The 23,483-nt window shown below is 42.2% G+C and carries 18 protein-coding genes and 1 tRNA gene; 16 read left to right on the forward strand and 3 right to left on the reverse strand.

Going from position 1 to position 23,483, the window contains the following annotated elements; genetic code table 11:
• Positions 1-42 precede the first annotated feature (42 nt).
• From ABQ275_RS00090 to ABQ275_RS00125, 8 genes are all read left to right on the forward strand, one after another.
• Complete coding sequence (locus ABQ275_RS00090) at positions 43-1,518, forward strand: CoA-acylating methylmalonate-semialdehyde dehydrogenase (RefSeq protein WP_349316220.1); 1,476 nt, start codon at positions 43-45, stop codon at positions 1,516-1,518.
• A 112-nt stretch (positions 1,519-1,630) separates the two neighbouring features.
• Positions 1,631-2,383, forward strand: coding sequence for a cyclase family protein (locus ABQ275_RS00095; protein WP_349316221.1), 753 nt, complete (start codon positions 1,631-1,633; stop codon positions 2,381-2,383).
• 4 nt (positions 2,384-2,387) lie between these two features.
• A complete protein-coding gene (locus tag ABQ275_RS00100) occupies positions 2,388-3,464 on the forward strand; it encodes an alcohol dehydrogenase catalytic domain-containing protein (protein ID WP_349316222.1) in 1,077 nt (358 codons plus the stop codon).
• A gap of 35 nt (positions 3,465-3,499) precedes the next feature.
• Positions 3,500-4,255 carry an SDR family oxidoreductase gene (locus ABQ275_RS00105; RefSeq protein ID WP_349316223.1) on the forward strand — a complete coding sequence of 252 codons (756 nt, stop codon included), beginning with the start codon at positions 3,500-3,502 and terminating at the stop codon, positions 4,253-4,255.
• A gap of 117 nt (positions 4,256-4,372) precedes the next feature.
• Positions 4,373-6,430, forward strand: coding sequence for a transketolase C-terminal domain-containing protein (locus ABQ275_RS00110; RefSeq protein WP_349316224.1), 2,058 nt, complete (start codon positions 4,373-4,375; stop codon positions 6,428-6,430).
• A gap of 1 nt (position 6,431) precedes the next feature.
• Positions 6,432-6,815: a cupin domain-containing protein gene (locus ABQ275_RS00115; protein ID WP_349316225.1), complete on the forward strand. Its 384-nt coding sequence runs from the start codon at positions 6,432-6,434 to the stop codon at positions 6,813-6,815.
• 499 nt (positions 6,816-7,314) lie between these two features.
• Complete coding sequence (locus ABQ275_RS00120) at positions 7,315-10,293, forward strand: TonB-dependent receptor (protein ID WP_349316226.1); 2,979 nt, start codon at positions 7,315-7,317, stop codon at positions 10,291-10,293.
• Positions 10,294-10,345: 52 nt separating this feature from the next.
• Positions 10,346-11,830, forward strand: coding sequence for a RagB/SusD family nutrient uptake outer membrane protein (locus ABQ275_RS00125; RefSeq protein ID WP_349316227.1), 1,485 nt, complete (start codon positions 10,346-10,348; stop codon positions 11,828-11,830).
• Positions 11,831-11,858: 28 nt separating this feature from the next.
• Here the strand turns inward: ABQ275_RS00125 and ABQ275_RS00130 are convergent, their stop codons facing one another.
• Positions 11,859-12,776 (reverse strand): AraC family transcriptional regulator, encoded by a 918-nt coding sequence (locus ABQ275_RS00130; RefSeq protein ID WP_349316228.1) that lies wholly within the window; start codon positions 12,774-12,776, stop codon positions 11,859-11,861.
• 106 nt (positions 12,777-12,882) lie between these two features.
• Here ABQ275_RS00130 and ABQ275_RS00135 point away from each other — a divergent pair, with 106 nt between their 5' ends.
• The 7 genes from ABQ275_RS00135 (at position 12,883) to ABQ275_RS00165 (ending at position 20,212) form a co-directional block, all read left to right on the forward strand.
• A complete protein-coding gene (locus ABQ275_RS00135) occupies positions 12,883-14,316 on the forward strand; it encodes an arabinose isomerase (protein WP_349316229.1) in 1,434 nt (477 codons plus the stop codon).
• Between the two features lie 55 nt (positions 14,317-14,371).
• Positions 14,372-17,065 carry a family 78 glycoside hydrolase catalytic domain gene (locus ABQ275_RS00140; RefSeq protein WP_349316230.1) on the forward strand — a complete coding sequence of 898 codons (2,694 nt, stop codon included), beginning with the start codon at positions 14,372-14,374 and terminating at the stop codon, positions 17,063-17,065.
• 228 nt (positions 17,066-17,293) lie between these two features.
• A complete protein-coding gene (gene folE, locus ABQ275_RS00145) occupies positions 17,294-17,956 on the forward strand; it encodes a GTP cyclohydrolase I FolE (RefSeq protein ID WP_349316231.1) in 663 nt (220 codons plus the stop codon).
• Positions 17,957-17,969: 13 nt separating this feature from the next.
• Positions 17,970-18,635, forward strand: a complete 666-nt coding sequence (locus ABQ275_RS00150; protein WP_349316232.1) for an FAD-binding oxidoreductase — start codon at positions 17,970-17,972, stop codon at positions 18,633-18,635.
• A gap of 72 nt (positions 18,636-18,707) precedes the next feature.
• Positions 18,708-19,244, forward strand: a complete 537-nt coding sequence (locus ABQ275_RS00155) for a DUF4142 domain-containing protein (protein WP_349316233.1) — start codon at positions 18,708-18,710, stop codon at positions 19,242-19,244.
• Entirely contained in the window at positions 19,245-19,613 is a 369-nt protein-coding gene (locus ABQ275_RS00160) for a plastocyanin/azurin family copper-binding protein (RefSeq protein ID WP_349316234.1), read from the forward strand.
• A 525-nt stretch (positions 19,614-20,138) separates the two neighbouring features.
• Positions 20,139-20,212: transfer RNA gene (locus tag ABQ275_RS00165), tRNA-Pro, on the forward strand.
• Positions 20,213-20,279: 67 nt separating this feature from the next.
• Here ABQ275_RS00165 and ABQ275_RS00170 read toward each other — a convergent pair.
• Both ABQ275_RS00170 and ABQ275_RS00175 read right to left on the reverse strand, forming a co-directional pair.
• Positions 20,280-20,786, reverse strand: a complete 507-nt coding sequence (locus ABQ275_RS00170) for a GNAT family N-acetyltransferase (RefSeq protein ID WP_349316235.1) — start codon at positions 20,784-20,786, stop codon at positions 20,280-20,282.
• Between the two features lie 116 nt (positions 20,787-20,902).
• Positions 20,903-21,805: a helix-turn-helix domain-containing protein gene (locus ABQ275_RS00175; RefSeq protein WP_349316236.1), complete on the reverse strand. Its 903-nt coding sequence runs from the start codon at positions 21,803-21,805 to the stop codon at positions 20,903-20,905.
• Positions 21,806-22,083: 278 nt separating this feature from the next.
• On the opposite strand from ABQ275_RS00175, the gene ABQ275_RS00180 reads away from it, so the two are divergent.
• Positions 22,084-23,475: a sugar porter family MFS transporter gene (locus tag ABQ275_RS00180; RefSeq protein ID WP_349316237.1), complete on the forward strand. Its 1,392-nt coding sequence runs from the start codon at positions 22,084-22,086 to the stop codon at positions 23,473-23,475.
• Positions 23,476-23,483: the final 8 nt, after the last annotated feature.

A 23,483-nucleotide genomic window follows, 5' to 3' on the forward strand; every position in this document is an offset into this window, starting at 1 on the left:
TGGAGCAGGAAGATTTCATAATAGAAAAAATACGAACGATCCATGATGGAAACAGTAAATAATTATATTGATGGCAGTTGGGTAAAAAGTAAAGAAACTGGTACCACGGATATTATAAATCCGGCCACCCAGGAAATAGTTGGAAAAGTTCCATCCGGTAAAAATACGGCAACCGATGTAGCTCTTGCTGTAGAAGCGGCGGCGAAGGCATATATATCATGGAGCCAGGTGCCGGTTATGAAAAGGGTACAGCCCTTATATAAACTAAAACAACTACTGGAAGAACATGCAGAGGATATCGCAAGAACCATTACCATAGAATGTGGTAAAACGTTGGTGGAGTCGCGTGGAGAACTACAACGGGCCATTGAAAATGTAGAAGTAGCCTGCGGTACGCCCATGTTAATTCAGAGCGAGTTCTCTGAAAACATTGCCAGCGGTGTGGATGAGTTTATGATCCGTCAGCCGCTAGGGGTCTGCGCTTGTATATCTCCTTTCAATTTTCCGGGCATGATTCCTTTCTGGTTTTTGCCCTATGCCATTGCCTGCGGAAATACTTTTGTCATGAAGCCTTCTGAAAAAGTGCCTTTAACGATGATGAAAGTTTTTCAGCTTTTGGATCAGATTGACTTACCAAAAGGAGTCGTCAATTTAGTACATGGCGGAAAGGAAACAGTGGATACGCTTTTAGATCATTCTGAAGTGAAGGCCATTAGTTTTGTGGGCTCTTCGAACATTGCCAAATATGTTTATTCCCGGGGTGCCGCAAGCGGGAAAAGAGTACAGGCGCAGGGTGGCGCAAAAAATCCTGTAGTGATATTACCTGATGCCGATATTGAAATGTCTGTAAAAATAATAACAGACAGTGTATACGGATGTGCAGGTCAGCGATGCCTGGCAGCTTCCAATATCATCACTGTAGGAGATGATGGAAAAATAAAAGAAGCACTCTATGAATCTGCTAAGGCCAGGACAACCGGTTCCGGCCTGGATGAAAGTGTGGAAATGGGTCCGGTTATCAGCCGCGAAAGCCGTTTAAGGGTAGAAAGCCTGATTGAAAAAGGTGTCAGTGAAGGAGCCAGGGTTTTACTTGATGGTAGAAATACGAACATCCCTGGTTTTGAAAAAGGAAATTTTATTGCGCCCACCATCCTGGAAGCGTTGCCTATAAATGGCGCACTTATCGGCACTGAAATATTTGGTCCGGTAATGAGCCTGCTGGCATTAAAAACGGTGGATGAAGCATTGCACTTTATAAACAATGGCCGTTATGGTAATATGGCTTGTTTATTTACAAACAGTGGCGCCAATGCCAGGAAATTCAGAAGCCTGGCTAATGCAGGAAATATTGGTATCAATATAGGCGTGGCAGCGCCCATGGCACAATTCCCTTTTAGCGGGTGGAAAGAAAGCTTCTTTGGTGATCTCCACGGACAAGGACGTCATGCTATTGAGTTTTTTACGCAAACAAAAGTAGTGATAGAAAGGTGGCCGAAAGAATGGTCCCGTAAATTTTAATGAAATATTTCAATTAGAATTTAGCCGTATTTATATATCTCGAAAATAATTTTTTATCCATAATTTGATATTGATGGTTACATCGACTAAAGCTTATTGCCCACCTTTTAAGTTGCAGACAAAGTTAAATTTCTTAGGTATCGATTGTATTGTTACAGACCTTAGTCATACGATTAGTAAAGAGGACCCAACTTTTATCGGTCATCAGCGCACGCTTATATGGGAACATCTGTCTCATGATGAAACACAAAAGATGGGACTAACCAAACCGCCTTATTCCTACAAGGTGGTTGGTTTTACCATGTGCGATCATTCCGGCACACATGTAGATGCGATCAATCATATCGTAAACGATCCGGACGCCCGTGCTATTAATGAACTGCCGATGGAATGGTTTATTGCGCCTGCTGTGTGGTTTGATTTCTCTCATAAAGCGCCCAATAGCTACATTACAAAATCAGACATTGAGGAAGCCATTGCTTTGACGGGGGTGACGATAAAACCACAATCCGTAGTATTATACTATACCGGGTGGTATAAAAAATGGGATAAACCATTTGACTATATCCGCGATTACCCGGGCGTAGACAGAAGTGCTATTGAATATCTCAATGATTTGGGTGCTATTAGTATTGGTGCGGATGCGCCCAGTATAGATAGTTATCATGAAGTAGCCGTGGTAAAAGAACAGCCTGCCCATATTGTATGCAGAGAGCGGGAAATCCTTAACATGGAAAACTTAGCGCAGGTGGATATGATACCGGGGCATGAGTTTTGGTTTTTAGGTCTGCCGCTTAAAATTAAAGGTGGTTCCGGTTCTCCTTTCAGATGTGTAGCAATTATTCCAGAAAATAAACAGCAATAAAGTTATGAGTTTACCTAAAGAAATGGATGCACTTGTATTAAAAGGGGTACGTGATTTTGTTATTCAAACCGTACCTGTGCCTGTACCGGAATCCGATGAAGTTATCTGTAAAGTGGATACAACCTATATCTGTGGTACAGATCCTCATATCATTGCAGGTGATTTCCCGGGCTTTTGGCCAAAGGCGTTTGAGTTTATTCCCGGACATGAATGGTCCGGCACTGTAGTGCAAACAGGAAAGAAGGCGGCATTGCTGGGATGGAAGGAAGGGGACCGTGTTTGTGGTATTTCGCATTGCGGATGTGGTTACTGCGACATGTGTCTGAAAGGGCGGTATAATAACTGTTTAAACTATGGACATGAAGAACGCGGACACAGACAATACGGACATTATACACCCGGCGCCTATGCGCAGTATATGTGTACATCTGTCAAAAGTATTTTTAAGGTACCAGACACGATGTCATTGGAGTACGCAGCCTGTGTAGATCCATTGAGCATTGCGCTGTATACCGTGAAGCGTTCCCGTATGCAGCCGGGAGATGATATTCTTATCATGGGAACAGGTCCCCAGGGTTTGATGGCGATATTAGTGGCAAAGGCGCTTGGAGCGGGCAGAATACTGGCAGTAGGCAGCGGCGACCGGCTGAAGAAAGCGGCGGCATTGGGAGCTATTCCTATTGATTATAAAGCTGGTCAGGTAGTGGAAGAAGTAAAATCGCTTACCAATGGCCTGGGCGCTCCTGCCGTACTGGAATGCGCAGGAACGGCTGACTCAATCGCACAAGCTTGTCTGGCTGCTTCAAAGGGAGGTGTGGTATCTGTTATCGGTATTCCTCATTCAGATCCTTCCCTTCCGCTTAAACGGATTGTGCTGGATGAGATAGAGATTATTGGCAACAGGGCAAATCCAAATACAGCGAAGGAAGCAATAGGATTACTGGTGAATAACCGGATTGATCTGACGCCTTTAATGACCCACCGGTTTGCTTTAAAAGATTTTGATAAAGCACTGGATGTTTATGAAAAAAGAAAAGACGGGGCAATAAAAGTGGCTACCAAGCCGAATGGTTTAAATTAATGATAGGGGATTTATTAACATAAAACGGAGATACAATGCGTAATAAAGTAATGATCGTAAGTGGCGGGGCCTCAGGATTAGGGTTAGCTGCCGGTATTAAGTTCGCCAAAAACGGATACAACATTGTGCTGATAGATATTGATGAAGAAAAAGGTAAGAAGGCGGAACTATTGATCAAAAGTCTGGGACAGGATGCTGTTTTCTGCAATTGTGATATATCGGATAAGGCACAGGTGCAACGCGCAGCCCAGGTAACCAGGGAGCGTTTCGGCAGGGCTGACGTGCTTATTAATAATGCAGGACTGGAAGTTCGCGGTAGTATTCTTCAATGTACAGAAGAGGATTGGGATCGATTATACGATATCAATCTTAAAGGGATCTATTACATGGCGAACGCTTTTGTGCCGATGATGATAGAACATGGCGCCGGCGCTATCGTCAATACAGGTTCTATACTTGGCCACAGAACGGTAGGGGAACGTGCTGCTTATTCTTCTTCCAAAGGTGCTATTGACACGCTTACACGCAGCATGGCATATGACCTGGCGAAAGATAATATCAGGGTGAATAGTGTGGTGCCTGGTGCAATAGATACGCCGTTGTTAAGAGGTTCTATCAATGATTCTCCGGACCCTGCTGAAACAGAACGGTTCTTAGGTGCAAAAAGCGTTTTAAACCGCATGGGAACTGCGGAAGAAGTAGCCAATGTGATGTATTTCCTGGCTTCTGATGAAGCGTCATTTGTAACAGGTGCTGCTTATTTTGTAGATGGTGGGTGGTCTATTTTATAAGGGCCTTACAAATAATGCGTATTGCAAGGGAGATGAAATTTCAAACTTTTTTAAAGATAGATAAAGGTGTTGTATTTAGAAGATAAAAAGTCCTTGATAAATAGAGGCATTACTCAATTGCTACAGATCAAAGATGCTGATATCAGGTTGTTGAATCTTCATCAGTGCCGTTATGCAATTGATAATTCAATTCATATAGGAGGAGCCTCCTCTTCCACCATTCCTATGGTGAGCCTTTTTTATGGTGGCATCATCAATATTAATGTGGAACAACCAACTGCTACTGATCAGGATTTGTTCGTTTTAAGTAAGGGGCATGCTGTAGCAACATTAGCTTCTATCTACGCTGATCTTGGATATTTTGAGAGATCTGTGCTGGATAATTCACGTTCCATATCAAGCATCCTGAACGGACATCCTGGTCCGCTGTTACCTGGTGTGCATGTAGCTACAGGTCCTATGGGACAGGGGATGGGTGTGGCACAAGGGTTTGCTATTGCCGGTCAACGCTCTCCGGAGTTCGATGTGTATGCTGTAACCGGCGATGGTGAATTACAGGAAGGTCCTATCTGGGAATCTGTGATGTATGCCGGCTATAAGCGCCTGGAAAATTTATGCGTGATGGTGGATAGTAATGGTGGGCAACTGGATATGGTGAACACCCTGCATTTTCCGCACAATAATCTCAGCCAGAGCTTTGCCAGTTTTGGCTGGCGCGTACTGGAAGTGGATGCCACCAGGTATCATACGGTTTATGGCGCCCTGTCAACCTTCAAATATGGTGAAAGAGATGGAAGGCCCACTGTGATCATCTGTAAATCCACAAAAGGCCATGGCGGATTTTCTGATTATATGAATAATCATAAATCAACCATTTCCAATGAGCTGCTGGACCAGGAATGTAAACTGCAAAAGGACCGGCGTGCTAAAGAAGAAATGTCATTCGGCCAATTTTTTAATGAATTGGCGGCGAATGAAGAATATGCAGATGTAGTCAGCAAAATACAAAGACACGCTGGTACGATGGGTTTCATCCTTGAAATGGAGAAGGGCCGTGTTGCAAAAGTAACCAGTGTGGCCCCGCGGGTGAAAACACAAAAAGCGCCTGCCCGAAATAAAAAGATTGATTATTTACCGGCTTCATTACCCAAACTGGAGATGGGCAAACCTTATGCTGCCCATAAGGTTATTGAAGCGGCTATGAAGGTCTTTGCACAGGATGAAAGGATTGTTTCCATAGATGCTGATTTAGCCTCTACGAGCGGTCTGCAATCCGGCGTTGGCTTTGTGGATAAACACCGCGCACTGAATGTAGGGGTGGCCGAATCGAATATGATGTTGATTGGAGAGGCATTCTCTATTTTAGGTGCTAATGCATGGATCAGTACTTTTTGCCCGTTCTATGACTGGAAAGTACTCAGGAGAATTGCGGTAGGTCACCAGGAACGCCTGGAAGTGATGGCAGACAAAAAGGGCTGGCTCTCGGAAGGACATGGCATTGACTTATGCCTGGTTGCTACCGCGGCTGATCTGGAGACACAATCAAATGGTGCCACACATATGGGCAATGACGATGCTTTATTATTTAATGAAGTGGCGCATGTCAGGATCATCAATGTTTCCTGTCCACAGCAATTACTGGGGGTGATGAAATGGATCATGGAGGGAAACAAAGGCATTATTTACCTGCGTGTTTTAAGAGCGGCATCAAAAGTTATTTATGATGGGGATGTTGCTTTTGAATTTGGTAAAGCCTATAACGTTAAGCATTCGGAGGGGGCACAAGCCACCATCGTTACGTCTGGCCGTGGCGTATATGAAGCACTCGATGCGGCCCATAAGTTGGAAGCAGCCGGGGTTTTGGTGAATGTGGTAGATATGCCATCGGTGGATGAAAAAGCGATAGTTGCGTTGTATCGATCCGGAAAACCCGTGTTCATCGTTGAACAGAATAACGGTTTCATCTGGACCAATTTCAGAAAAGTACTGTTTGCACAGGAAGCAAATATCAATACACAAAAGCTCATACCCATCAACACAACCGGTCGCGATGGGCTACACTATATTCATTCCGGTACTTACCATGAATTGGCTGCTCACTATGGATTGGCGGAAGCACAACTGAGTGAAACGATTTTGAAAACATTAAAGATAAACTCCCCGAAGCTGGTATAATATGAGAATCATACATGAAATGGATGTTCCGGAGGTGGAACATCCCGGCAGATTTATGCGCTGGATTGCTAATGAGGATTCACTTCCTGCAAAACAATTATCCGTTTGCGTTATACGCGTGTTACCCGGAGAGTGTGTCCGGCCCGCGCATTCGCATCCAAACAGCGAAGAGTTGATCTATATCATCAATGGATCAGGAAAAGTAATGATTGAGCAGGAAGTGGGCGATGTGAGGAGTGGTTCTGCTATACTTTTCGAGCAGGGTAAAATACATATGTTGAAAAATACGGGTGATGTTGAAATGAAAGTTATTTGCTTTTTTGCACCTGCAACAAATGTTGATAATTACAAAACATTTGAAGATATCACCTTCCCTGAAATTTAAAAACAAAAAACGGGCACTCATTTTTAAGTGAACAAGTATAAGTTGAAGAACTTTTTAATTGCACTGAAAAATAATGTTTGAAAAACCGGTATCGTTTTCCTGTTTATTCCCTTATTAACTTTTGAATACCGATAACATTTAAAATAGCGGCAACGTATTGTACTGTCAATAATTTATCACCAGAATTCTAATAGTAATCATTGAACCCGATAAGGGTGAATTCCACATCTGGCAAAGAAAGCATCAAATGAAAGCGCGTTATGAAGAAGTCGTTAATTTCTTATGAATTAGCGGTGTTTGAAGTAATGGGATCATGAACCTTTAAACTGATTTACGTATAAATTCCTCGTAAAATACCTCCGCCCGAAAGGGCCATTTAACTGCTATATACCATTTCTTACATCGTTAATTTTCTAAATTGATGGATTTAAATTTTCAACAAAAAAAATCTGTAATTATGTGTCCTAATTCTATTTACAAAAAGTGTGGATTAGTGCTGATGCTAATTCTGACTTGTTGCATTACCTATGCACAAAGGAGTGTTAACGGGACGGTTAAATTGGAAGATAACCAACCACTTTCAGGAGCCACCGTAAGCGTTACAGGGACGCAAACCGGAACCCAGACGGATGCAGGTGGCAAGTTTTCTATCATCGTTCCGAAGGACCGTACTACTTTAACCCTCAGTTATATTGGTTATGAAACTGAAATTGTTAATGTTGGTAACCAGCAAACAATTACTGTTACATTGAAAACAAAAAGCGCCTCCCTGGACCAGGTAGTGGTGGTAGGATACGGTACGCAAAAACGTAGTGATGTAACAGGTGCAATAGGCTCTGTAACCGGTAAAGAATTGCAGGATCTGCCTGTTACGCAGGTAGGGCAGGCATTACAGGGCAAGGTTGCAGGTGTACAGATCCAGCAAAACTCCGGCGCGCCTGGTTCTGGCTTATTAATCCGGGTAAGGGGTACAGGTACCGTTAACAACTCTGAACCTTTATATGTGATTGATGGTAATCCTAATGGGAATACCCTGGATCTGGCGCCTGATCAGATTGAAAGTATCCAGGTTTTAAAAAGTGCGAGTGCTGCCGCCATCTATGGTGCGCAAGGCGCCAACGGGGTAATTTTGATCACCACCAAACAGGGAAGAGCAGGAAAGTCTCAACTGGATGTTAATTTCTCACAGGGGTATCAACAGATCCAACGATATTACCCCGTAACAAATGCACGGCAGTATGCTACCTTATATAATGAAGGATTGACGAATGCCGGTGCAGCTCCACTGTATCCTAATCCGGATGCATTAGGAGAAGGTACAGACTGGCAAAAAGAAATTTTTCAGATAGCACCGATGACAGATGTTTCTGTATCTGCCAGCGGCGGTAATGAAAACAGCCGGTTTTATTTTTCTACCGGTTATATCAAACAGGATGGTATTGTAATAGGATCAAGTTTTGACCGGTTGAATCTACGGATTAACTCTTCCCATACAATTACCCCTGCTATTAAAGTTGGACAGAATTTTTCCGGTAGCATGGCTACTTATAACCAGGTATCAGAATTTGGAGTAGGTACAATATTGGGCAGCGTATTAACCGCTAATCCTGAAGTACCTGTTAAAAACCCTGATGGAAGCTGGGGCTTTTCTCCTACTTCATTAAACTCCAGCAATCCCAGGGCCAGCCTCAGTTTTAATAACAATAAAACAAGACGCCCCGTATTTAACGGAAATGTATATGCAGAAATAGTTCCTTTTGAAGGATTTACTTTCCGTAGCCAGTTTAACTTCAACATGGGTACGATGGAAAACAAACAGTTCTCTCCTGTATATTTCATTTCTGCCAGCAGTCGTAATGATATCGCTACTTTAACTGAAAATAATACCACATTCAGGGATTACAGCTGGGCAAATACATTAACCTATCAAAAAGCAATCGGCAAACATAGTTTTGATCTGCTAGCAGGTATTACTAACCAGGAAGCATATACGAAAAATGTTTCCGCAGTTGGTCAGGGAATCCCGCCGGCAGCAACAGATAACCCCGGTCTGCGTTACCTGGACCTGGCTATCCAGGGTTTCAGGGTTGGCGGTGGAGCCGGTGAATGGGGAATCCTGTCTTATCTGGGCCGTGTTAACTATAACTATGGCGGTAAGTATTTTTCTACTGTCAACTTCCGCGCAGATGGATCTTCCAGGTTTGGTGCAAATAACAAATTCGGCTATTTCCCTTCGTTCTCTTTAGGATGGAAAGTATCTGAGGAGAATTTTCTGAAAAGCGTGAGCTGGGTCAACAATTTAATGATTCGCGGTGGTTGGGGTTCTTTAGGAAACCAGAATTCATTACCGAATTATGCGTTTGCTGACCTGGTTACCCCCAATATCAATTACAATTTTGGAGATGCGGTATTAAGAGGACAGGCTCCCACCGGAAAAGGCAACCCTGATCTGAAATGGGAGTCTACCCAGGAAACCAATCTGGGCTTTGATTTCACCGGCTTTAATGAAAGGTTTACGGCTTCATTCGATTGGTATAATAAGAAAACCAGTGATATATTATTACAGGTTCCCATTGTTCAGTATTCTGGTATAGAACAGGCGCCGTATGTAAACGGTGGATCTGTACTTAATAAGGGTATAGAAATTATGTTAGGCTATCAGAGTAGAAAGGCTACCGGCTTTAACTATGATATATCCGGAAATATCTCCTTCAATAAGAATAGGGTGACAGCGTTAAGTAATACCGGTTCTTCTATTTATACACAGTTGAGCTTTGTAGGTCTTGCTAACGTAACACAGGTAGGAAGTCCGATTGCTTCTTTCTATGGTTGGCAAACAGATGGTATATTCCAGACAGAAGATGAGATAAAAGCGCATGCTTTTCAGGGTAGTGGTACTGCTCCCGGGGATTTCAGGTTTATTGACCTGGACAAAAATGACACCATTAATGCGAAAGACCAGACTATCATCGGTAATCCATGGCCTAAATTTATTTACGGCTTTAATACCAACTTTTCTTACAATAACTGGGAGCTGAGGGTGCAGGTACAGGGTACCTATGGAAATGATATTTTCATGGCTTCCAAATTCCGCCTGGAAGGAGCCAACTTTTTCAACTACTCCAAAAATGTATGGGATAACCGCTGGACAGGCCCGGGCACAAGCAACGATGTACCGCGTTTAACTACGAACGACCGGAACAATAATATGCGGTCTTCTGATTATTATGTAGAAGATGGATCTTATTTAAGGGTGAAGAATATTCAGTTGGCATACCGGTTTCCAAAAACGTTCGCAAAGCTGCGCAGTTTGCGGGTGTATGCATCTGTTCAGAATGCATTCACTATTACAAAGTATCCTGGATTTGATCCTGAATTGGGAAGCAACCGTAATAATGATCCGCTGTATGTTGGTATAGATGAATTTGTGTACCCGGTGCCACGTGTATATACTGTAGGTATAAATGTGGGATTATAATAAATGGAACTGATTTGCTTTAATTAGTTCTTCATCACTTAAATAATTAGTCATGAAACGTATATTCTATTTAATTATTTCCCTTTGCTGGATGGCAGTTGGTTGCGAAAAGACGCTTAATAAAGAACCGCTGGCCAGGATTGAGGTGTCGCAGGCTTACAAAACGGTGGATGATGCCGCAAAGGCAGTGTATGCGGCCTATGCACCTATTACGCTTAATAACTGGACCAACCAGGGGTATATGCATTGGGTATTAGGAAATGTTGCCTCTGATGATACAGAGAAAGGTGGAGAATCGGGGTCAGATCAATTATATGCCCAGCAGATTTCTTTATTCAATATCCCTACGGATAATGATGCGATAAGGTTTGCATGGTCTTCTCAATATATCGGCATACGCCGTGCTAACCTGGTATTGGAAAATATTCCCAATATCACAATGGATGCAGCACTGCAAAGCCGTTACCTGGCGGAAGCCAAATTTTTAAGAGGATGGTATTACTTTAACCTGGTAAAAACCTTTGGCGACATTCCATTGATCCTTTCTACAACTTTACCCCAATATGATCTGGAGCGTATTCCCAAGGATAAAGTATACGAACAGATCATAAAAGATCTGCAGGAAGCTGCAGACGGCCTGCCATTGGCGAAGGACTATGCAAATGCAGATAGAGGACGTGCCACCAAAGGCGCTGCCCAGGCTTATCTTGGCAAGGTGTATCTCTACCTGAAAGATAATCCGAAGGCGGAAGAATGGTTTGGTAAAGTGATCACCTCTAATGAGTATTCATTAAACGACGACTACTTTTCTACGTTCCTCCGGGCCGGAGAAAATAGCCCCGAAAATATCTTCCAGGGCAAATTCCTGAACGATCAGGGCGCAGCTCCGTTAAATAACATCATCACCACTGTTTTCTCAAGCAGGGCCAGGAATGGTTGGGGTTTCAATTTACCTACACAGGATTTTGTGGATGCATTTGAACCTGGTGATCCCCGCTTATGGCAAACTGTTTTTAAAAACGGAGATGTAATGCCCGATGGGTTGGTGGGAAATGTTGGAAACAGCACCACCGGATACCTGACAAAGAAAGCTTACGTACCGGAATATGAAAAATTATCAGGTTCTATCAACGCAGGCAGGGATGATATTTACATGCGGTTGGGTAAAGTTTTATTGTGGTATGCCGAGGCGGCTAACGAGAACGGTAATACGGATGAAGCTTTAACTGCATTGAATGATGTGCGTAAGCGCGCCCGTCAGGGTGACAATGTTTTACCGGACGTGACGGAAAGAGATAAAGTGAAGCTAAGACAATTAATATGGAAAGAGCAGCGCGTAGAATTTGGGCAGGAGTTTGAACGATTCTTCGAATTGGTTCGCCAGGGAAGGGCTGGAACAGTGCTACGGGCTTATGCAACAAAATATAATACGCCAAAGGGCTCCGGCTTCCAGGATGGTGTGAATGAAATTTTCCCCATACCACAATCAGAAATCAATCTGAGTAAAGGTCGGCTTATTCAGAATCATGGTTATTAATCACTAAAAAGAAAAGGCAATAAATCTGTTATTGCCTTTTCTTTTTTTCTTTAACATTTTCGGCTTGAACCCTGTCTGATCTGAAGGCTTCAGGTGTGATCCCTGTTTTTTGCTTAAACTGTTTGGAAAAATAACTGGCTGTTTCGAAGTTAAGTTCGAAAGCGATTTCCTTTATAGGTTTTGAATGATCGGGCAACATAATTTTTGCTTTTTCAATCCGGAGCTGCAGCAGGTATTGTTTAGGAGAAATACCGGTGTAATGCTTGAAGGCTTTTCTAAACCAGGCGTAACTTACGTTTAGTTCGCCCGCCACATTTTCCATTTTAGTGTTATCGCTAATAATGTTGCGTAAAAGGATCTGTGCTTTGGTAATAATGTTTTCGGTATTATCACTTGGCTTAAAGCTTAATTGTTTTACTTCATACTGTATTAAACCCAGCAAATGCATAACGATACCAGATATATAAAACTGGTAGCCTATCTTCTCCGTTTTTGTTTTTTCTATTATTTCAGAGAAAAGATATACGATCCTTTCGCTCATACCCACTTGTAATACAGGCGTATCTCGATGAATAAATTTCCTGCTTTCTAAATTCCTGATAATATTCCCTTTACACCCCACCCAAAACTCATCCCAACCGGTTTTGGACTCAGGCTTAAACCGATGCCACTCGCCAGGGAAGAGTAAAATAATATCTCCTTCATTTACTGTTTTACTTTCACACGAAGCCGATTCAAAATATCCTTTTCCCCTGGAGATGTAGATAATCTGGTACTCATCCAGCACCCGTCCTTTTGACCAGTTAAAATAATGATGCAGCGGATGTTCTTTGGAAGGATAGGGTTGTTCTTTTTTTATATGGCTATATCCTACATTTAAAACATGCAGCCCCCACCTGGCATCATGAGGACTTGTTGGTAAATATTTCTGATAATTTTTTTCCATGTTGAAGGAGATACAAATATCAAAAAATACAACTAAAATCTCAGATTCGCTCACAAACAGCGATTTATAGGAGATACATTTAAGGGTAAGCTATCAAAATTTAATCATGGTGAGAAACGAAATGAAAATTGGTCTTTTCGGAATAGGACTTGATACCTACTGGCCGCAGTTTGAGGGTCTGAAGGAGCGGCTGGAAGGGTATCTTCAGACAATTGAAGACCGTATCAGCATCATTCACCCGCACGTGATAAATGCCGGCCTGGTAGATAATGTTGATAAAGCTTTTGTTGCCGGAAAATTATTCAGTAGCGAAGATGTAGATGTTATTTTCCTGTACGTGTCTACCTATGCTTTGTCTGCTACGGTTTTACCTGTTGTGCAGAGAGCAAAGGTACCGGTTATTATACTGAACCTGTCGCCGGAAGCTGCCATTGACTATAAGCACTTTAATGCGCTGGGCAACCGTACCAGCATGACAGGCGAATGGCTGGCCTATTGTTCGGCTTGCCCTGTACCGGAGATTGCCAATGTGTTTAACCGCACAGGCATAGCATTTCACCAGGTAACCGGTATGCTGCATAACGATCCGGAATGCTGGCAGGAAATACAGGAATGGATTGAGGCTGCCCGTGTTGCCCACACCATGTTCTACAACCGCATGGGCTGCATGGGGCATTATTACAGTGGTATGCTGGATATTTACACGGACCTTACCATGCAGACAAAATATTTTGGAGGACATTTTGAATTAATAGAAGTAGATGAACTGAGCGCCCGGAGAAATGAAGTGAGCGAAGCGGCCATTATTGAACGTGTAAAACACTTCCATGATGTTTTTGATGTGATGAATGATTGTTCAGCGTATGAACTCCGGCGGGCTGCCCGGACTTCTGTTGCCATGGATAGTTTAGTAACCGGCTACAAACTGGGTTCAATGGCGTATTATTATATGGGAACAGGAAATGCAGGAAATGAAGATGCAATCAGTTCTATCATTTTAGGTAATTCCCTGCTCACAGCAAATGGAATACCGGTGGCCGGAGAATATGAAATCAAAAATGCCCAGGCCATGAAGATCCTCGACAGTTTTGGTGTGGGCGGCTCTTTTACGGAATATTACGCCATGGATTTTGCGGCTGATGTTGTACTCATGGGACATGATGGCCCCGGTCATATTGCTATTTCCGAAGGTAAAACAAAAGTGAAACCCTTACAGGTATACCATGGAAAAGTTGGCAAGGGCTTATCGGTGGAGATGAGCGTGAAGCATGGTCCGGTTACCCTGCTTTCGGTAGTGGAGAAAAAATCAGGAGATGGATTGATGCTGCTTTGTGCAGAAGCGGAAAGTGTTCCCGGGCCGATTTTAGAAATTGGTAATACCAATAGCCGTTATCAATTTTCTATTGGTGCACGCCGCTTTGTAAATGAATGGAACAGCCATGGACCGGCGCATCATTGCGCTATAGGCGTCACACATATTGCGTCAAAAATTAAAAAACTAGGTAAGTTACTAAACATGGAAGTAGTGCAGGTTTGTTAGTTTTTGGCAGAACTTTTATTACAAAAGTCCAATTTATCCATTAGCATTAATAGCTATGAAAAGAAGAGATTTTATCAAACAAACAGGCGCAACTGCCATGCTCAGTGTAATGGCGCCGATGGCCATTACGAACATCATGTGTTCCGCAAGGAAAGGTATGCAGATATATGATTTGCAATGTGAGTACATGACAGATCCGTTGGGAATTGATACGCCCATACCAAGGCTTTCATGGAAATTATCAGACAAGACCAGGGGGCAGCGGCAAACAGGGTACCAGGTACTGGTGGCCAGCAGTAAATCACTGTTGGATAAAGAGCAGGCGGATATATGGGATAGCGGACTTGTTTCTTCGGCGCAATCGGCATTGGTGGCGGTGGGTAAAAAACTGGCATCCGGACAGGAATGTTTTTGGAAAGTAAGGGTGCTGGATAAAGATAAGAAGCGTTCTGACTGGAGTACTGTTGCCCGTTTTTCAATGGGCCTGCTCCTTCCGGGCGACTGGTCCGGGAAATGGATTAAGCATCCGGATGCGGCCGCAGAGAAACATATCTGGTTCCGTAAAAATATAGACCTGGCGGAGAAAGTAGATACTGCCTTCCTGTATCTCGCATCTGTAGGGTATCATGAACTATATATAAACGGCCATAAAGTTGATACCACTATTCTTGCACCCTCCTTAACAAGGCTCGACAAGCGTGTTTTATATGTAACATACGATATCAGAAAATTATTGCAGCCCGGTGCTAATACCATTGCAATATGGTACGGGCCTGGTTGGTCGAGATATGGTTATTTTAAAACACATCAGGCGCTGAAAGTGCAACTGGCCATTAAAACAATGGATGGTAAAACCAGTACCATAGCGACAGATGAAAGCTGGAGATGTAAAACAAGTTTCAGTGAAAACACCGGCAGTACAAAGTATGATAATAACGGCGGTGAAAAAATTGATGCCGCTGCCTATATTCCCGGTTGGAATAAGGTTGATTTTGATGATACACAATGGAAGCCCGCAGCCAGTACTGTTATTGAAGCCGTGTTATCTTCCCAGATAATAGCGCCTACCCGTGTTATAGAAACTATTCCCGCAAAAGAAATCACCGGAACCGGTCCTTACAGGATAGATATGGGTATCAATTTTACAGGTTGGGCAGAAATAAAAATGAAGCAACTGTCTGCCGGAGATAGGGTCATCATAAAAGTGGCCGATGGTCTTGACGCAGTACAGGATTTCGGGCAGCAGAGCGAATTTGTAAGTAACGGAAATCCGGAAGAAGTATTTAAAAACCGGTTTAACTATATAGCCGGCAGGTATATTACCATTGAAGGGCTGAAACAAAAACCGGAACTATCGGATATCACTTGCTTTGCCATTGGGAATGATCTTAAACGTGTTGGACAATTTTCTTCCTCCAACGATTTGTTTAACAAGATATATGAAATGGACCTGTGGACTTACCGGGCAAATACGATAGAAGGATTTACCAGCGATTGTCCGCATCGTGAAAGGTTGGGATATGGTGAAGAAAACTTTGCCACTGCCTGGGGATGTGGGTTGCCAAATTATCAGACGGGCGCTTTTTATACCAAGCTTGTACGTGACTGGTGTGATGTGCAGGAAGAAAACGGTTGGATTCATCATACCGCACCACAGATCAATGAACACTATGGAGGACCTATGTGGAGCAGTGCTCCACTTAATATCAGCTGGGAATTTTATCAGACTTATGGAGATAAACAACTGTTGCGCAATGTTTACCCAACGGGTAAAAGATGGCTGGAGTTCCTGAAATCCAAGGAGTCAGACGGGCTTTTAAGGTCGTATAGCAGTGAATGGGGTACATTCCTTGGTGACTGGGCTGCTCCCGGCCACCGGCAGGAGAAAGGAGGTACACCAGAGGCGCTTTTTTTCAACAATTGTGTATACGTCATGAACCTGGACACTTTCGTGCAAATCGCCCGCCTTTTGGGCGAAACGGCGGATGCTGAATTGTACGCGCAACGATCCCTGGAACTAAAAAAAGAAATCCATTCGCAGTTTTTTAATCCGGCTACCAATACTTACATGAGCGGGCAACAGGTACAGCAGGCATTTCCAATGCACACCAATATTACGCCCGCGCATCTGGTGCCTATGGTGTATGCCAATTTCGAGCAGGAGATCAGGTTGAACAAACCCTATCTTGATATGGGCAGTTCGGGGTTACCGGTCTTATTAAAATACCTGATTGAAGATGCCGGACGAAATGATATTCTTTTTGAGCATCTATCCAAAACAACAGAACCTGGCTATGGCTATTTTATAAAAAGAGGCGAAACTACATGGCCTGAGTACTGGGATGTAGATGTTGCGAGTAAAATTCATACCTGTTACACAGGTATCGCATCCTGGTTTATGAAGGGGTTAGGTGGTATTCGTCCTGATCCGGCACATCCAGGCTATCAGTCTTTCATTATTAAACCTGCTGTAGTAGGAGATTTGAAATTTGTAAATGCAACAACAGCGTCGTTGTATGGTACCATTGTAAGCCAGTGGGAAAAGAAGAACGATGTTGTAGAAATGAATATCACTATTCCCGTAAATACGATGGCGAATGTGTATGTACCCACCAATGATGTAAATAATATTACGGAAGGCGGCATGGCTGTACGGTCTGCAGCGGGAATCACTTTCCTGAAAATGGATGGGCAATATGCGGTATTGCAGGTGCAGTCAGGAGAATATAAATTTCAGTCGAAGCTTTAATTATCTTGTAAGATCTCTCTTCCCATAGAGAATAGAAAGCCTTTAAACAGTACGTTTGAAGGCTTTTTTGTTGATAGATATGAGCCTTTTCCCGGCGGTTACAAAAAATGCGCTCTTTTTTGTAACCAAATCCCTCTTTTTTACTCTAATTATAAGCGTCGGACAAATGAATCCCCGCTGGTCACTACAAAACTGGTTTAATCCTTAATCTCATTAAATCTTAAGCAGGTGGAATTATTAAAAGAAAAAGAGAATGGCAACGGGAGTGCTGTCATAGATAAACTCATGGCAGATAGCATACTAACCAAAAAATACCAGCATCTGACAGAGGGGCAGAAAATAAAACTGATCGAAGAAAAATTCAGGGACATTATGCTGATCCTGGGCCTGGATATGGAAGATGATAGTTTGAAGGATACACCACAACGGGTAGCTAAAATGTATGTGAAGGAAATATTCAGCGGACTTGATCCTGCCAATGCACCGGAAATTACGCGTTTTAAGAACGATTTTAATTACAACGAAATTTTAATTGAGAGAAATATCCCTGTGTATTCCTATTGCGAACATCATTTTGTTCCTATCATCGGAAAGGCCCATGTAGGCTATATCTCACATCATGAAGTGATTGGGTTGTCAAAACTGAACAGGATCGTACACTATTTTTCCAAACGTCCGCAGGTACAGGAGCGTTTAACTATTCAGATAGCAGCATACATGAAAAAGGAAATGGGTATTGAAGACGTTGCCGTTATCATCAATGCGGAACATCTGTGTGTGGCGTCAAGAGGTATCAGGGATACAGGCAGTACAACAGTTACATCCAGTTTTCATGGTCAGTTTCTGCAACCGGAAAAACGAAAAGAGTTTATGAGTTTATTAAATCTTTAGATCAATAATTGCTATGGAATTTGTTTTAAAAGTTTTGTCAATAACAGAAGTTACACACGATGTAAGATGCATCAGGATTGAAAAACCGGCCGGCTACAGTTTTATACCCGGACAAGCTACAGAAGTAGCGATTAATAAACCTGGCTGGGAAGCGGAAAAGCGTTCTTTTACATTTACCTCTCTCAATGATGATCCTTACCTGGAATTTACCATTAAATGCTATACTGATCATCCGGGTGTGACCGGAGAAATCAGGCACTTGAAAATTGGTGATGAATTAATTATCGATGAAGCATGGGGAGCGATTGAATATACCGGTGAAGGATTTTTTATTGCAGGGGGCGCCGGTATTACGCCTTTTATCGCTATACTCAGACAACTTTATAAAGACAATAAATTAGGTAATAATAAATTGTTCTTCTCCAATAAAACACCCGCTGATATTATTTATGAAAAGGAATTATCTGCGATGCTGGGAGATAATGCCGTCTATGTACTGACATCAGAAAACGGAGGGACCTATCTACACGATTTCATAGACGAAACTTTTCTGGGAATACATATTGATGATTATACCCGGCACTTTTATATCTGCGGACCGGATAAAATGATCACCAGTATCAGCGAGGTGTTAACAAGCCGGGGCGCAAAACCCGATGCCGTGATTTTTGAGAAATAAAATAGCTGTCTTTTTTTGTAACCATTTTCCTTTTAATTACTCTAATCATTATAATCAATTAAAATGATGAAAATGAACAAGACATTTGCCCTATGGGCGCCTAGCACTATTATTTGTTCCCTGTTGCTTTCAGCGCAGGTTTTTGCACAGGGAAATCCGAAGTTAACCGATCCTGAAGTGGCTTCTGTGGCTGTGGTAGCAAACCAGATTGATATCAGCTATGCTGAAATTGCCGCGAAGAAATCAAAGAATGCAGAAGTGTTGAAGTTTGCTGAAACAATGGCCAGGGATCATAAAGCTATTATTGCTAAAGCTGTTGCACTTGTTACGAAACTGGGCGTTACACCTAAAGATAATAGCGTAAGCAGGCAGTTGCTTTCTGATGCAGCGAAGACAAAGAAAACGCTGAATGGAAAATCCGGTGAAGCATTCAACAAAGCCTATATAGACAACGAAGTGGCTTATCATAAAGCGGTCATCGGTGCTGTAGAAGGCCTGTTAATACCGGAAGCGGAGAATGCAGAACTGAAAAAATTATTACAGGATGTGGTACCTGCACTGAAAGCGCATCTGGAGCATGCTGAAATGGTGCAAAAAAACTTCAAGTAAATGAAATCGTTTTGCCTGGTATTTAAGACCGGCCTTTTTGCAGGCTGCGCCCTGTTCTTCCTGTATAGCTGCGGATCCGGCGACCATAATAAAACAAGTACAGCGACGGAAGCAACTACACCAAAAACAGATACTGTTGAAATAGCAGGAATGAAATTTACCCCGGCTGAGCTAACAGTTCATAAAGGAGATAAGGTGGTATTTATAAATCATGATATGGTAACGCATGATATTACAGAAGAAGTAAATAAAGCCTGGACATCAGCGCCATTACCTGTTAACGAATCATGGTCGTTGATTGTAACACAAAGTGCTGACTACTTCTGTTCTATTCATCCGGTAATGAAGGGGAAGATTATAGTACAATAGGGTTTGCATTTGATTCATCACCCCTGCCAAAGAGGGACAGATCATCATCGGTATGGTTTGTCCCTTTTTTATGTAAGGGCGCCATTTTCGATGTATGATAACAACGGTTTTTATGCAGTTGTTTCTTCTGACGCTAAAAGCACTTACCCTGCAAAAGATGGACATGTAATGGTGTCTGAATACGATAGAAAGGAGCGGTCTACCAGATATTCTATAGAATCGTTATAATGGCTGGACTAAACATATCCTTCGTTAGCAAGTATCTTTTGCTGGCCGCTGTTAAGGTGAAAAGCATAAAAATGTCCGTGGATTCAGCTCCACGGATATTTTTATTATAATAGCCAAACCCCATGAAATGCAGTATGGTATTGTGTTTTATTGTTATTTATAATATTTGGCAGAAAAAAAACACTGAAAATTTGTTTTTATCTCAAACTTATCCCTACATTTGCACTCCACAATTGAAGAAAGGGATGGCTACAAGAGCTTCCCAAAAAACGGAAAACGTGGACTAAGAAGGGTTTTCGGGGCGTAGCGTAGCCCGGTATCGCGCCTGCTTTGGGAGCAGGAGGTCGCAGGTTCGAATCCTGCCGCCCCGACTTAGTAATAAAAAGACCGCATCAGCAATGATGCGGTTTTTTTGTGCGTGGGAATGTAAGTGATCCCCTATAGCTGTATTTCAAACAAGCTGGAAGTACCTCCCCGGTAATGTGCCGGCAATTCATCCGAATCATCCGTTTCGATAATTCCCAGGTAAGTAAAGCCGCAACTGACATAGTAATTATTCAATTTTTCGTTGCCACTACCGGTATCCATTCTGATAAAATATTTGTCGTGACTGGCAGCATATTCTTTTACCCAGTTTATAATATGTTTCACATAACTGTTTCCGCGGAAATCGGGATGCGTAGCAATGCGATGAATATATATCGCGGGATCTTTATCCTTTTCTTTCCAGATACACGGATCCGTAAAGGCGATAGAGAAAACACCTGTTACCTGGTTATCTACCATAATTTTCCATAACCGGTTTTCACTGATTTCATTTTCTATCAATGCCCGGTCGAAACCCAGCCAATGCTTTTGGGCTATCTGCTTCTGATAACTGGTTCCTGCATCATACAGACTGAATATAATGTCGATGTCTGCTGCTGTGCCGTTTATAATCTTCATGATAAGGATGAATTTAGAAAGGGTAAAATTCAGATAATATCCTGGATTAAAACAGATGCAGTTTTGTTTATTATGACCAGATCAGATTTTGCAATATGCTTTACAGTAAAGAGAACTTATGCCCCTTGTGGCTTCCATTTCAGCCGGTAATGTTTAGGAGAAGTGCCCATTATTTTCTTAAACAGCCTGGAAAAATAAAAGACATCATTTATACCCAGCTTATAGCTGACCTCATTGATATGTAGTTCTGTAAATTGAAGCCATTGACAGGCCTTCTGGATCTTGAGGCGATTAAAATACTCTATGGGGGAATAACCGGTGTGTTGTTTGAAAAGATAGGAGTAGTGTGATGGGGAAAGGTTGGCGATTTCGGCTAAAGCATTTAAACTTAAAAGTATCTCTATCTTTTGTTTCATATGCGAAATGGATAGCTCGATAGGGTTGTCTTTAACTTGCGTAGTTTCGTTAAGATTGAAACATTCCTGGTATAAGAATGAAGATAGAAAATAGCTAAGGCTCAGGCTTATGAAAGCGAGATTTTGTTTTGCTGTACCTCTTTCCAGATTGTCGAATAGCTCATCAAAAACTTTAATCCTCTTTTCGCTATAATGAATATTGTTACTTTTCTTTTCTAATCTGTCAAATAGTTCCTGAGCAATTGCCCCGGAAAAACTGCCTTTAAAATGTAGCCAGTATATAGTCCATGGGTTGTTTTTGTCAGCGGCATATACATGTTGTTTGTTAGCAGGTATAATTAAATATTCGTCATTCTTGATTTGATATTCCTTACCTCCCATTTTACACCTGCCATTGCCATTAACACAATAAATGAAAATATGCTCATCAATTCCTTTGGCCCTGCTTCTGTAATGGTCATGTGCATTCGGGTAATAGCCAATATCTGTGATCATCAAATTTTGAAGGATGGGATCAGTTTCATTTTTATTTATGAGTGCAGGTAGTACGATGGCTTTTTGCCCTACGAACCCATCTCTTTTTTTATGTATTTCCTTCATCATACAAAAGCACTATTGGTTTAGAAACAGACAATCTGTTATCATTCACTGGCATACTTTCACCAGGAGACTGGATATCTTTTGACGTAGCACAGGAAGGTATATGCCCTGCCATATGCGAATTAATAAAGCAGGTGTTTTTAAATTTATCTTGTTCACAGAAGATATTCAAAAATAACAGGAATCGTAATATAGTCTATGTTTTCCGATTTTTGTCTATTTCATACTGTTGGTAGTTGCGCTAATTTTATCCCAGGTTAATTACAAATTGAAATTTTAGTATGGCAGCTTCCACTTTCAACGAAAATGTTTCTGACAATACGCCTTCTGGTAAAATAAATAATTTTTATCTGTTCAGGCTTTCGCTGATAGCTGCTATGGGTGGTTATTTATTTGGGTTTGATTTTGCCGTCATTTCCGGCGCCTTACCTTTTTTAAGAGATCAGTTTGGATTAAATGAATATTGGGAAGGGTTTACCACTGGCTGCCTGGCATTAGGGTGTATCTCCGGTTGTTTTATTGCTGCCAGAACCTCGGAGAAATACGGGCGAAGACCTGCTTTGCTGCTGTCTGCCTTTATTTTTGCATGGTCCTCTGCGGGCATGGCATTAGCACCGGGACTTTCCTCATTTATATTTTTCCGTTTTTGTGCAGGGCTTGGCGTGGGTATGGCATCTATGCTGGCGCCTATGTTTATAGCCGAAGTATCGCCACCACAGGTCCGGGGCCGTATGGTTTCCATTTATCAACTCACCATTGTATTAGGTATTCTGTTTACCTCCCTTGTAAATTATTCTTTACGTAACCATGGCGTAGATGCATGGCGCTGGATGTTTGGCTCAGGTGTATTGCCCTCTGTTATATTCTTTATCGGCGTATGTTTTTTACCCGAAAGTCCACAATGGTTATTTAAGAATAACAAAGATGATAAGGCCAGAAAAATTTTATCTGCGATCGGCGATCAAAATTACGTTGATGCCTGCACAGTTTCTATTAAGCAATCTTTAACAGGAGTTGTCAAAATGAACTATGCTGCAGCATTAAAAAAACCGTTTGTCACCGCAGTATTGTTAGGGATTGGCCTGGCCGTATTTCAACAATTTTGCGGAATAAATGTGGTGTTTAATTATACCTCAAATATTTTTGCGAGCATTGGTGCCAGTCAGGATGATCAATTGCTGCAAACTGTTTTTATCGGTGGCGTGAATTTGGTGTTCACTTTATTGGCGATACTATTAGTTGATAAACTGGGCCGGAAGCCACTGATGCTTTTGGGGGCAGGCGGGCTTTGTGTTTTATATATCATTATTGCAATCGTACTTGGTGCCAGGTCAGCTACTGCTGCTGCGATTTTTCTGCTCGCAGCTATTGGTTTGTATGCCACAACACTTGCACCTATAACATGGGTGCTTATTTCCGAAATATTTCCAAACAAAGTCCGTGATGCTGCCTCATCAATCGCCATCATGAGCTTATGGGCGGCTTATTTCGTACTCACCTTCACTTTCCCCATCCTTACCAAATTGGTGGGCGGAGTCCAAAATACATTTTATGTGTATGCCGCAATTTGCTTAGCCGGATTTATCCTTATTTATTTTAAAGTACACGAAACAAAGGGTAAGTCATTGGAGGAAATTGAAGCGGATTTGATGAACGAAATAGTTAAGAAATGATGAAGGCG

The sequence above is a fragment of the Chitinophaga sp. MM2321 genome, assembly GCF_964033635.1.
Lineage (GTDB): Bacteria > Bacteroidota > Bacteroidia > Chitinophagales > Chitinophagaceae > Chitinophaga.